Source organism: Bacillus sp. EB106-06-01-XG163 (assembly GCF_058791615.1).
Genome location: NZ_JBYTDS010000001.1, coordinates 21,152 through 35,689, shown reverse-complemented (window position 1 = coordinate 35,689; position 14,538 = coordinate 21,152). Strand labels below are relative to the sequence as shown.

Annotated in this window: 3 protein-coding genes; all 3 read right to left on the bottom strand. The window is 46.5% G+C overall.

From position 1 onward, the window contains the following. Nucleotides 1–13: 13 nt before the first annotated feature. A complete protein-coding gene (bamA, locus tag AC3WTF_RS00115) occupies nucleotides 14–11,962 on the bottom strand; it encodes a bacillomycin D hybrid PKS/NRPS BamA (protein ID WP_492314148.1) in 11,949 nt (3,982 codons plus the stop codon). A 19-nt stretch (nucleotides 11,963–11,981) separates the two neighbouring features. Beyond that, on the bottom strand, nucleotides 11,982–13,184 hold the full coding sequence (gene bamD / locus AC3WTF_RS00110; protein ID WP_038458191.1) for a bacillomycin D biosynthesis malonyl-CoA transacylase BamD: 1,203 nt from the start codon (nucleotides 13,182–13,184) through the stop codon (nucleotides 11,982–11,984). Between the two features lie 559 nt (nucleotides 13,185–13,743). Then, nucleotides 13,744–14,529, bottom strand: a complete 786-nt coding sequence (locus AC3WTF_RS00105) for a 3-hydroxybutyrate dehydrogenase (RefSeq protein ID WP_014418050.1) — start codon at nucleotides 14,527–14,529, stop codon at nucleotides 13,744–13,746. Nucleotides 14,530–14,538: the final 9 nt, after the last annotated feature.

The window sequence follows — 14,538 nt, the reverse complement described above, 5'->3', positions numbered from 1 at the left end:
ATAATGCTTTTCCCTAAAAGTTCAATTGAATAGAATCAAGCGCGTTCTCTTCTTCCTCATTGCTGCCGCTCAATCCGATATGTTCGATTAGAATGCTTGGCTGTTCCAAAATCGCCGATAGGATGTGTAAGTAGTCGTTTGATAAAACCTCGATTCTGCTTTTCTTAAACAGTTTTTTCGAATATTCAAACAGTCCGTGATAGTTGTCGCGGTCCGCCTGAATCGACAAGGTCAAATCGAATTTGGCAACCGGATGATGAAATGGATACGGCTTGAGTTGAAGGGAATCGAAAGTCAATTCAGCATGATCAAGATTTTGCAGCACAAACATCGTATCGAATAAAGGATTGCGGCTTGAATATTTTGGAAGATGCAGATGCTGAATTAATTCTTCCAACGGATAGTCTTGATTTTTATAGGCGTTCAGCATGTTTTCTTTTACTTCATTTAAGTAGGCATCAAATGTTTTACGGCCCGCCGGGTGATTGCGAATGACTAACGTATTGACGAACATTCCCACGACCGGCTCTACATCCAGATGAGTCCGCCCGGCAGATGGCGTTCCTACGATAATATCTTCTTGTCCGCTGTATTTGGATAAAAGAATCGTATAGGCTGCCAATAAAATCATATACAGTGTTGCTCCTGTGTCTTCTTCCATTTGGCTTAAACGCTGTTTCAAGTGTTCGGGTATAAGAAATTCAAATGATTCGCCTTCGTAATCGCGTATGGCAGGTCGCTCATAATCCGCAGGAATATCCAGTACAGGAATATCACCGTGAAACTGATCCAGCCAATACGCTTCCTGGCTCTTGATGTTCCGTTTCTGAATGTCCGATTGCTGCCAAACTGCAAAGTCTTTATATTGAATAGAGAGCGGGTCCGGTTCGTTCCCCTCGTAGATTCGGCTTAAATCTTTCATCAGAATATTGACGGACACGCCGTCAGAAATGATATGATGCATATCCACCACAAGCAAGTGCCGCGCAGGTTCAATTTCAATCAGTCCGGCCCGCATCAGCGGCGGCTTGGCTAAGTCAAACGCTTTGATGAAATCAAGCACACGGTCTTCCGCTTCTTCTTCGCTTGCTTGAATCCGTTCTATCGTAAAGTCGACGTTCTGATGAATACGCTGTGCCGGCTCGCCTTCATATAAATCAAAGCTGGTACGCAACGCTTCATGACGCGCGATTAATTTTCGGAAAGCGGCGTTTAACCGTTCGGGATCGATCGTCCCTTCCACATTCATGGCACCCGTCATATTGTAAGTCAGCTCGCCGCCTTCTGTGTGACTTAATAAATACATCCGCCTCTGAGCTGAAGAAACCGGATAATATGGCATTTCCTTTGCAGCCGGAATCGGTACATATCGATTTTTGTCCATGTGTAACGCCTTGTCAGCCAATTGTTCAATGGTAGGAAACTTGAATATGTCTTTGAGAGACAGATTCACATCCAGCTCTTTGTGAATTCTGGCGGCTAAGGCTGCCGCTCGGATGGAGTTGCCCCCGAGATCAAAGAAATTATGTTTGATCCCCGCATGGCTTATTCCGAGCACTTCCTTCCATAAATCTGTCAGTTTGGACTCCGTCTCATTACCCGGCGGAACATATTCAGCTGTCTGCTGCAGACTCGCTTCCGGTGCAGGCAGCGCCTTACGGTTTATTTTCCCGTTGGATGTTAACGGCATATGCTCCAGACGGACAAAATAGGACGGAACCATGTAGTCCGGAAGCTGGGATGACAAATGTTCCCTAAGCTGCGCAGCCGCTATAGGCTTGTCGCTTACGTAATACGCGCATAATTGTTTTAAGCCGTCTTCTTCTTCTTTCACTGTTACCGCGGCTTTTTGCACCGCTTCCGCGTTATGCATCGCTGCTTCAATTTCACCAAGCTCGATTCGGTGTCCCCTGATTTTGACTTGTTCATCAACGCGCCCAATATATACAAGATTTCCGTCCTTCAATCGCTTAGCCAAATCCCCTGATTTGTACATTTTCGCTCCCGGGACATACGGGTTTTCAACAAATTTCTCTTCCGTTAAATCCGGGCGGTTCCAATACCCTCTGGCAACACCCGGTCCGCTGATATATATTTCGCCGATTACCCCGATCGGAACCAGGTTTCTGCTTGCATCGGCCACATAAATATCCGTGTTGGCAGCCGGAGTGCCGATCGGTACAAATTCCCGCTTGTCCCGTTCTGCGTCGAAGTGATAAATCATACATCCGACGACAGCTTCCGTCGGTCCGTATTCATTGAAAATGTCCAGCCGGCCTTTAAACTGCTCGCTGACACTTTTGGCCAGACGGGTGCTTAAATTTTCTCCGCCGACAATCATTTTCCGTATTGCGGTGCCGCCAGCGATATTCATCTCCTTGATGACGTGCAGATGTGCCGGGGTCAATTTGATCATGTCTATTCTTGAGTCCCGCATAATCTCAGAAAGCACAGCGCTTTTGTCTTCGCCGTCAAAGACAATGATGGTATTTCCCGTAACCAGCGGTGTAAATATCGAGGTCACAGTCAGATCGAAAGAGATGGAAGAGTATAATGGAAAGTTGGTTTTCTCACCTCTTACATAAACCTCTTTCGCCCACCAAATATAATCAGCCAGCCCCTGATGCTCAATGAGTACACCTTTTGGATTTCCCGTCGAACCTGACGTATAGATCATGTAGGCCAAATCATGCGCATCGCTGTCCGATTCAAGATTCGAGTGCTCCTCATGGTATGAGTTTTCCTCATCCAAAAGCACAATGTCACCATCATACGGTAATTGATCCAGCAGGCTGCGCTGTGTCAACACAACCTCCGCTCTTGAATCTCTCAGCATATATTGGATCCGATCTTCCGGATATTCAGGATCAATGGGCACGTATGCGCCGCCGGCTTTCAGAACAGCCAAAATTCCGACAATCAGCTCGATCCGATGCGGGCTGATGATGGCAACGAATTGATCCGCTTGTACGCCTTTTGTCCGTAACGTCCGCGCCAATCGGTTCGCCCGTTCATTGAGCTGTCTGTACGTATACCGCTCATTGCCAAAAATAACGGCTTCATGATCGGGACTCTGTTCCGCCTGCATTTCAAACCACCGATATACCGTTTCCTTATGCGGATACGGCGTCTTTGTGCCATTACACTCCGTCAGCAGTTGATGCCGTTCGGTTTCAGACAGCATAGGAACAGAAGACAATGTCATCTCCGGCTGCTCAGCAAGGCTGTTTAAAATGGCGGTATAGTGTCTGGTGATCTGTTCAATGGTGTCTTTTGTGAATCGTCCTGGTTTATAATCAAAATGCATCTCTATCTGTTGACCGGCATCTTCGATCGTGAGCATCAAATCATATAAAGAGACCCCTGGATTTCGTTCTTTCACTTTAAATGTACATTCATTGTGCCGGATTTCATGAAATTCAATGTTTTGAAACACAAACATCGTATTAAACAGAGACTTTCCGGTTGTTTCCCGCTGTACATTTAATTTCTCCACAAGCCGGTCGAATGGATAGTCTTGGTTTTCGAAAGCGTCAAGCGTCTGCCGCTTTACTTCTTCCAGATAATCCGTAAACGTTCTATTGGCGTGCGGCTTCGTCCGGATTCCAATGGTTTGTATGAAAATACCGATGATCTTTTCGATATCCGGATGATTTCTTCCTGAAGCAGGCGTGCCTACGACAATGTCTTCTTGTCCCGTATATTTATGAAGCAGCACATTATAGGCGGCCAGAAGCACCGTATAGAGAGTCGTTTCCGCCTTTTGCGCCAAATCTTGAAGCGAACGGATGACATCCGGCTGTAAGGAGCATGTCACACGCTGTCCCTCAAAAGACCGTTCTGCCGCTATTGAACCGTCTGTCGGCAGGTCGAGAATGGGAATTTCGTCTTGAAATTGTTCCAGCCAATATGTCTCCTGCCGCTTCATGGCATCCTCATTCAGCCGTTGGTTTTGCCATTCTGCGAAATCTTTATATTCAAATTCAATGTCCGGTAATGGTTTCTGATGATATAAAGCCAGCAATTCATTTGTAAGGATGTTGACGGAATAACCGTCCGAAATGATATGATGCATATCGATGAGCAGTTCGGCCTGCTCGTTTTCAATCTTGATCAGCTCCGCACGAACTAACGGAGCTTGATCCAGGCGGAACGGTTTTACAAACCGGTCTGAATAGGCATCAAATTCGTCCCGGCTCATTGCCCGGACATGAACGTTAAAATCAACTTCGTTTTCAAGTTTCTGAACGATATCGCCATCTATAATGTCGAAATACGTGCGAAACGCTTCGTGCCGCTGCATCACTTGTTGAAGAGATGAGATCAGGGCTTGCTCATCGTACTTCCCTGTTATTGATATGTGGCCGAACATATTTTGCGCCAGCTGATCCGGTTCCAGTTGGTGCAGGAAATATACTCTTTGCTGTGCCGGCGATGTCGGGTAATACGCTTTTTTCTCGGCAGCCTTCATTGGGAGGTGCACGACTTTCGTTTCGTTCTGAATGAAACGTGCTAATTCCTTAACAGTCTGGTGATTGAAAAATTGTCCGATGGAAACCTTTTGATGAAATGTCTTCTGAACTTTGGAAAGCATAAGCGTCGCCTGGAGTGAGTTTCCTCCCAGAGCCAGGAAGCGATCTGATCTGCCAACCCGTTCAAGGCCGAAAAGTTCCTCCCAAATCCGCGCCAGCTGCCGTTCCGTTTCATTTACCGGCGCCTCATAGGCTTCAGTAAAATTTGCCGTATTGCTTCCTATTGAAGAGATCCGCTTCTGGTGTTCGGCGTAAAGTGCTTGTAAATCATGCTGTTCTTCATCGGAAAACATCATCATGGCGTTAAGAGGGATTGAATCTCCCTCAACCATTTTTTGCAGCAATTTTGTAAAACCCGCTCCCCACTTTTTCATGATTTCCGGACTGACGACGTTCGTATTAAAGTCGAAATCAAGAACATATTCTTGATGCGCGTCTGTTATGTTCAGAAATAAATCGTATAGGGTGCATTTTACCGGGTATGCAACGGGCTCCGCCTCCGCCTTTCCGAAATGCAGCTTTCGAAAAGGCCTGTCTAAATTAAAGATAATACGCATATCCGGCACTTGATCGTGCGGAAGCTCTCTGGCCACCAGTGTCATCGGGACGGCTTGGTGCCGCATTGCAAGATTCACGCTTTCTTTCATACTGCCAAGATAACCGGATAAAGTGCTTTCTGAAGAAGACGTGTTCTTCACCGGAATCATATTGACGCAATTTCCAATCAGATCATGCTGTTTCATATGCGATTGACCTGCTGCGGGGACCCCGATCACAAGGCCTGACTGTTTGGTAAGCCGGTGCAGAAAAAGATGAAATGCACCCAGCATCGTCACAAATACGCTATTTTTCATCTGAATGCTTAATGACCTTAAAGCCTCGCTCAATGGCCGTCCAAGCCTGACGGTACACCGGTCTCCCTCATACCCGTTCGGATAACGGACAGAATCTGTGCTTGGCAGAATTGGCTGCTGTATCGGTTCAGAGAAATGACGCCGCCAATAACGGGCCCCTTCTTCATAATGGCCGCTGTCAATCTGTGCCTGCTGCCAGTCTAAGTATTGGCGAAACGAAACATCTGCCTCTTTCGGCGAAATCGGTTTTCCTTGTACGATTGCCGCGTAGTTGCTCTCCAGTTCTTGAACAAAAACGGCGATTGACCATCCATCGGCAATGATATGATGGAACGTGAGCACAATCAGATGTTCATTGTGAGCCGATGTAAGCACATGGATTCTAAACAAAGGTTTTTGTTCATGGAAATGAAACGGCCGCTTGGCATCTTCTGTCAGCCATTTTTGGATTTCCGGCTCCCGATGTTCATGCGGGTGACCGGTAAAATCAATGACAGGTATTTCTATATTCATCCGTTCCTGCACTTGCTGTACCTCGTCATCGGGATGAATCACCGTACGTAAAGCTTCATGACGGTCAACGATATGCCGGACGGCTTGTTTTAATGATGTATACTGCAGTTCGCCCTTCACTTTCAGCATAATGGACTGGTTTAAAGCGGCGGAAGCTTCATTCCCGTAATGGGATGCCATAACCAACTGCTTTTGTTCAGGTGAAAGCTCGCGCGTCCCGGACTTTTTACGGCCTCCGCCATCAGGGGAATCCGGGCCTTCCGGAATAAATCCGCCTCGGCGAAGATCCTCCACCGTGTCTTTCACCGCTTGAATAATATTTTCGATATCATCCGCGGTATGCGCCGCAGACAAGAAGCAGTTGCGTCCCTCCCATACATAGACCCCTTTATAGTTGAGATGGTAAAAGAACAAGTCATTATCAAGCGATGAGACAAACCGGAATAAAGAACCGAATCGAACCATGCGGATAGGCACTTGCGCTTGTTCGAAGCAGCGATTCAGCTCATCGACCAGGTAGGCTGTTTTTTGATTAAGCTGCTCATACAGATGTTCTCCTTCGGTTTGTAAATGGCGAAGGACGGCTAATGACATCCTCATGGTAAGCGGGTGAGTATTGAAGGTGCCGGCCACAAACGTGCGTTTCGCCTCGTCTTGCGGGTAGGAATCGTCCCCATACTGCCAGGTACCCCCGTCGATCGCATTCATGAATTCAGCTTTTCCGGCAACTACCCCTAATGGCTGTCCGCCGCCGATGATTTTTCCGTAGGTCACTAAATCAGCCTGAATGCCGAACCATTCCTGTGCGCCGCCGAGACCGATCCGAAATCCGGTAATAATTTCATCCATAATCAGAGCTGTTCCGGATTGCTGCGTGATCGCCCGCAATTCTTTCAAAAATGCCTGCGGCTGCAAATCCGGTCTGCGGCTTTGTACCGGTTCCACCAGTACGGCTGCCAATTCATCACCGAGACTGCGGATCACGTCCAGCGAATCGGGATTGTTGTAATGTAAAATAATCAAATCATCCATAAAGCTCTGCAGTATGCCCGGAGCCAGCGGATTCGCAGACGCAGCCCCGCCTTTTGTGCCGGCAACCCCTAATACGCCGTCAAACGTCCCGTGATAAGATCCTGAGAACGCCACGACTTTCTTTCTTCCTGTTGCCGCCCGCGCCAAACGCAGGGCAACCATGACGGCCTCTGTTCCGGAATTATAGAAAGCGACCCTTTCCACTCCGGTACATGTGCGGATCCGGTCGGCAACTTCACCGGCGACATCTGACATCGGGCCGAGCGGAGGCAATGATGAACGGGTTGAATCATCGATAACCTGTGTAATAAAGGAAGGATGATGCCCGAACAGGTTAACCCCGAATCCCATGGTGATATCGATATATTCATTTCCGTCAATATCCCACATTTTAGAACCGTCAGAACGTTCGGCGATAATTGGGTATACGATTTCCTTCCAATACGAACGGAAGCTGGACAAATTGCGGTTGTTTGCATGAGCAAATCGGGTGTTGTCCGTATATTGTTTGGAACCTTTCGTTTTATCGGCGTATTTCTTGATGAAGTCTTCTAAGTATTGTTTTTGCCGTGCGGTATAGTGTCCCTGATCATGCAGGTTCTGAGGCTGGAAAGGAACATAGGGTTTCGCTTCTTGAGCCGCTTTCTTTTCTGCAGTGACAGCCGGAGGCCCCTGCTTGACAGAAGGAATTGATTTCTCTTGCGCTTTAGCGTGTTCTTTCTCATCGGAATGATGTCCGCTGTTTCTCAGCAAATTAAAGCTATTTAATTGAGCTTGCAAGGTATCCTGAATTAATTGATTCTGAGAAGCGATTATTTTTTCGAGCATATGCTCTTGATGACCTTCTCTGCGATCCGATTCAGACTGTGCTTCTGAAATGACCTGTATTTCCTGCGCCGGAACATTCTCTTGAGGGGGAGCGGGTGCAAAGGACGATGGAACGGTCTCAGCCAAGTAATCTATGACACTTTGAAGGTTGTTCATCGTATCAAAAAAACGATCCATCGGGATGTCTACCCCAAATTCGTCCGCAATGGCTTTTTTGACCTGTGACAGCATGATAGAATCCATTCCGAGCCCGATAAAATGAGCATTCAGATCGAGTTCCTCCGCTCTGATCCCTGAAGCGTTGCTGATTACAGTTTTCAGGAAGGATTCAATGTGCGCCTTCGATTGGTTGATATTCAATGCCGCTTCTCCTCTCTTTTCGTCCTCGTTTAAGCGCAATTGGTCAGCTTCAGCCCAGCATCGGCTCCGTTCAAACGGATACAGTGGCAATGGCGTCTTTTGTACAGTTTCACCGGAATAAAGCGCGCGCCAATCGATAACGGCTCCTTGCACAAATAATTCGGCTGCGCGATTCAGCCATGTGATCCGTTCATCTTGCGTACGTAAACGCTGCTTAATCAGAGCGGCTGCTTGTTGATTCAGCTCTTCTTTATGAGCAGGCAGCATTTCCTTCATATTCTTGTAACCGATGTATACACCGGGAAGGTTTCTGTCTCCCTGAATCAGGCGGGTCAGCTTATCCGATAGTTCTTGTTTACCGGATACAATCATGGCAATGCCATGATCCAAATGAGCCCTGCCCGTACTTGCTGTATAGCAAATGGACTTTAATGAAGCTTGGCTGTCATCCGATACATATTGCCGGTACTGCTGTGCGAGTTCATAGAGTGATTTTTCAGTATGAGCGGATAAAACAAATAGGTGCGGCCCATGTTCATCCTCGGGTGCATACTCACTTTGAGAAATATATTCTTCCAATACCACATGAGCGTTCGTTCCGCTAAAACCGAACGAGCTGATTCCGCCTCGCAGCGGCTCATCACCGGATGTGAACGCTGCAGCTTCCTGATTCACATAAAATGGTGATGAGTGAAAATGAATGAGCGGATTAGGTTCATTAAAGTGCGCTAACGGCGGATTTTTCTTGTGATTCAGCATGAGGACAGATTTGATCAGCCCGACGATGCCTGCCGCTTCAAACAAATGACCGATGTTCGATTTAACAGAACCAATCGCACAAAATTGTTTTTTTGCCGTATACTTTTCAAACGCTTTACAAAGCCCGTTAAATTCAACCGGATCGCCGAGCTTCGTTCCGGTGCCATGCGCTTCGATGAAAGACAGTGTTTCAGGAGCAATGCCCGCGTCTTTCCAGGCCGTCTCAATGACCTCAGTCTGAGCTGCCGGATTCGGTGCTGTAATCCCGGCGGTTGTTCCGTCTTGATTCATCGCGCTTCCCTTGATTACGCCGTAAATATGGTCTCCGTCGCGAACAGCATCCTGCAAAGGTTTTAGCAGGACTGCGGCCGCGCCTTCACCTGTGCCAGTACCGTCTGAATCTTTGCTGAACGTTTTCGTGTACCCGTCCGAAGATTCCATATCAAGCCCGATACAGATCGGCAAGAGCGATGTCCGGATACCGCCTGCAAGAGCCATTTCACAATCGCCGGACGTTAAAGATTTACATGCCATATGAACGGCGGCAAGCGATGAGGAGCATGCCGTATCCACTGTGACCGCCGGCCCTTTTAAATTTAAGAAATAAGCGATTCGGCTGGCTAGCACGGAAGGGAGATTGCCCACGATATATTGATGAAGTTCCTCCGGATAATTCGCAGAAAGGAGACGTTCATAATCGTAGCCCACCTTCGAGTACCCCGCATATACCCCGACACGGCTCCCGTTCATGCTGCCGCCGGCATAGCCCGCATCTTCAATCGCATGCCATGCAGACTGCAAAAACAGTCTTTGGTTAGGGTCCATAAACTGAGCCGTTTTAGGAGCTAAACCGAAGAACGAATAATCAAAGCGGTCGATTTCATCTAAATAGCCGCCCTTCACAAACTGACTCTCATTGAACTCGCTTTGGATGGACTTTAAATAATCCGCCGCATCTTTCAGCCGGGATTCGGGGTATTCTCGAATGCTGTGCTCACCTTTTTCAAGCAGATTCCAAAAATCACTTTTCGTTGACGCTCCCGGGACATTGAGCGACATCCCGATAATGGCGATATCTTTCGGTGTCACATGGCTTGGTTTCGCTGCCGCGTCCTGTTTGATTTCAGCCCGGCTTTCAGACAGATATGCCGCTAAATCAGTGATAGAAGGATACGTAAAGAGATCTGAAACGGCAAGCTCGCGTCCGAATTTCTGTTCTATGCGCTCGGCAATCTGCGATAACTGTAATGAATTTGCTCCCATATCAAAATAACTGTCAGCGAGGTGAACCTTTTTCCCGTTGAGCACTTCGGAAAAGATAGACAGCAATTCCGTTTCTATCTCATGAATGGGTGTCTGTCCGGATGTTTCCGGGCTGCTCTCCAAACATTCATTGATGGCGGCAGACTCTGTTGAAAAATTCCCTGCCTCATACTGTCTGGCAAGTTCGTAGCGTTTAACCTTTCCGCTGGTTGTTTTAGGGAGTTTTCGGATCGGAAGGACTTCTTTTATGCTCCAGCCGCCCCGCTTGTACAAATGCTTTTTTATCTCTTTGACAAGCGGTGCGAATTTTTCAGGTGATTTTTTGTAAACAACAAAGAGCACGATTTCTCCGCTTTGTGTCTTTTGATCATATACACCGCAGGCGGCAACCCTTCCTAAGTCAACCTCTTCCATTTCAATCGCGACCCGTTCAATATCGTGCGGGTAGATATTTTTTCCGTTCACGAAAATAATGTCCTTTTCTCTTCCGGTTACGACTAAGTTACCACTTTCACTAATGAATCCGAGGTCTCCCGTTTTTACCCAGCCGTCAGAAGTCAGCGCTTTTTCCGTACTCTCTGGGTTGTTATAATACCCTTGCGTCACATTGTCTCCTTTGATCTGGATATGGCCGATGATTCCGTCTTCTACTCTTTCATTTGTTTCATCGGAGATCCGAAGCTGACAATAGTCAATAGGTTGTCCCACCTCGACGAATGAAGCGCAATTTTGGTCCTCTTTGCTGACGTTTACAGCTCTTTCACCAAGATTTAAATAGTCACGATGCAAATAAACGGGAACGAATTCTTTACCTATTTTAGAGAACGCTGCGCCAACCGAAGCTTCCGCTAAACCGTAAACATTCAAAATGGCGGATCTTTTCAGATTGAATGCTGCGCATCTTTTCAAAAATTCGTCACACAGCTCCGGCAATATCGGTTCTGCACCGTTTGCGATGACCTTGATGTGGGATAAATCCCAGTCTGGTTCGTTTTTCAGAAATTTAAGGAAGTAGTTGTACCCGAAATTAGGAGATGATAGAATACTAGCTTTATGTTCATGAGCTTTTTTCATCCAAAGAATAGGTCTGCGAATAAATAACTCTGTAGGCATTAGATTTTGATTGATTCCGGTTATGAAGGGAACAAGGTGGCAGGCGATGAGCCCCATATCATGCGTTAAAGGCATCCATGATAAGAAAGAGTCTTTCGAATGAACGTGTAGGGCAGTCCCAATGGCGCACGTGTTATGTATTAAGTTGTGATGCGTTAACATGACTCCTTTTGGATCTCCTGTTGATCCGGAAGAAAATTGGATAAAGGCGAGTTCATCCGCATCAGGTTCATAAAATGAAGCGGGGTAATCGTAGATTTGATCTTGAATGACGTCAGATTTTTCGTTTAATTGATGATGGAAATCCTGTAAATCGTGTTCTGCAGCGTATTTCTTTATTTTGTCCAATACTTTTTCAGAGGCAATCAGAAAGGGATGATTTAATATATTCCAAATGCGCCAGACCTTCAGTTTATGGTCATCATCTTCTCCGATACTGACCGGAACCGGGATCATTCCTCCTAATATACAAGCCCAAAAAGCAACGACAAATGATTTGTTTTCTTGGATTTGAAATACAATTTCCTGCTTCGGCTTAATGCCGAGATGCTGTAAATAGCCAAGATACCCTTGCGCCTCTTCAAACAATTGGCGGTAAGAGACAACCGTCTCGTTTTTATCGGATTCGATAAAACGGATCCCGCGATCAGAGATACTGCTTCTTTCCCGAATGACATCTACTAAGGTTTGGAATTGACTGGTATACATAGGTCCCCTCCTGGGCGCTTTATTTTAAAATCCGCAATTCTTCCCAAGCCGGAAGCTGTTTAGCTTCACAAATTAATTTGCATAAATGGATCGAATGTTCGAGTTCTTGTTCTGAAAGCACGTCTTCATGCCTTTTCATTCTCTCTTTCAGCTCTTGGATTTGCGTAAATAATGGCGTCGTCATAGTGGAATAAGCCGCTGAATCCTTGTTGTAATTTCGCGCAATGACGGATTGAATCATCAATTTATTCAGTTGTTTTTTGCGTAAATGGACAATATGTTTCTTTCTTTCCGTTGAATTGGAAAGCGGGGGAACATCAGATGTCTGTCCTAAGGGATAAGGTACAATGTGATTCGTTGTTTTTCTCAGCAGACCGGCTAAGACATTGTTCGGACCCATTTCGATGACTTCTGTGACTCCATGTAAAAGCAAGTAATGCATCGATTCTGTCCATCTAACCGGCATCGTCATGTGCTGCTTGAGATGTTCGCTGATCGAATTTCCGCTGCTGTAAGGGCGCGCGGTGACATTTGAAATGATCGGCCATGCGGCATCCCGGAAGGAATACCGGTGTAATACAGTCTGGAATTGTTCGGAGGCTGATCGTATCATCGAACTGTGAAAAGGCGCACTGACATTCAAATAAGTGTATGCCGCACCCTTTTCCTCCGCCATCTTGATGACACGTTCCACAGCTTGCCGGTGTCCGGAAATCACATGCTGCTGTTCTGAATTCATGCAGGCTACACCTGCCGGAAAGTCTTCCGTCGATACTTTCGAACATATTTCCTGCAAGGTTTGGAGAGAGAGCTGTGTCACGGCGGCCATCGTCCCCTGCTGATGGGGATCCGCATTTTGCATAAGAATTCCCCGCTCCCTTACAAGTGTAACGGCATCCTGAAAAGAAAGGGCGCCGGCACAGACAAGCGCTGAATATTCGCCTAAGCTATGGCCTGCCAGGAAGCGGGGCTTCACCCCTATTTCCTGCATATACACTTGAAAAGCAATCACACTGACCGTTAAAATAGCGGGCTGCGCGTTCATTGTCTTTGTCAATTCATTCATATCTCCGTTAAAACACAGTTTTTTTACATCCAAGGAGATCGCATCGCTCGCTTCTTCAAACAATCTCTTTGCGAGCACAAAATCATTCCAAAATTGTTTGCCCATTCCTACAAATTGAGACCCTTGTCCAGGAAATAAAAAGGCAAGATTGTTCATGAGATTCCTCCGATCATATTGAACAGGGGATACAATATCCTACAAAATATCCCTTTATCTAACATCCTAGCATGATTATAACAAATGTGTATAGAATACTTTCGGAGGAGTTATTGTTCGTTTTCACAAACGAATTAGATATATTTATTCATAAAATAAAACATGGGGGTTTCACCGAAAATCAGTCTTAAAGAGAGATGATGAAAGCCGGGGTGGAGCCTGTTACCGGCTCTTCTTCACTTAGGACGCGCTCTTCATGTTTCATATGTTTTAGGGCTATTGGCATTATTGTGTCAGAAATTACATATTTTCTGTTTATTGTAAAAAATCATTTGTATATCTGTGAAGGATTGTAAATTGATTGCGCTTGTTTATAAATGTGGCGCAAGAGATGGATCTGGATGGGGAAAATCCGCAAGGACGAAATACGCCGCAGAACATGCGAATGACCCTGCCCGGATACCGATTGACGCAGTAAATCGGCCTATTGAGTGAACAAGGTTTTCAGGCATAAAAAAACAGCCGTTCAGAGCGGCTGTTTTTTTAAAAAGTATAAGAACTATTGAGCGGTATACCCGCCATCCATGACTACGGCCTGACCTGTGACCCCTTTTGCTTTGTCGCTGGCCAAAAATACGGCGTAATCAGCGATTTCCTTCACTGACAGCAGCCGTTTTTGGGGAACGAGCGGAAAGATGACGTCCTCAAGCACCCGCTCGTACGGTACATTTCTTGTTGCGGAAATGTCCTTTAACTGATTGCGGACAAGCTGAGTGTCCACATATCCCGGACAAAGCGCATTGACGGTAATACCGTCAGCCGCGCCTTCAAGTGCGCCGACTTTCGTTAAACCAATGACGCCGTGCTTGGCGCTGTTATATGCCGCTTTCCCGTGAAAACCGATCAGTCCGTTGACAGACGCCATATTAATGATTCGACCGAATTGCTGTTTTTTCATAATGGGAAATGCATGCTTCATTGCGATAAATGGCGCAGTCAGCATGAGACGAATGAGCCGTTCAAACTGTTCGGTGGGAAATTCCTCGATGGGCGCGACATGCTGAATGCCCGCATTATTCACAAGGATATCGAGACGTCCGAATTGTTTCTCGACCGTCTGCAGCATATCGGCCACTTGCTTTTCATTTGTTACATCGCATGTGATGCTGACTGCTTCACAGCCTTCATCTTTCAGTCTTGCCGCCGCTTCTTTCCCCGCTTGTTCGTTTACATCAGAGATGATGACGGCTGCTCCTTCACGGGCGAATTCTTTTGCGATTTCAAGCCCGATTCCTCCGGCTGCTCCTGTTACAACGGCTGTTTTTTCAATAAGCAATGAATGCATGACGGCACC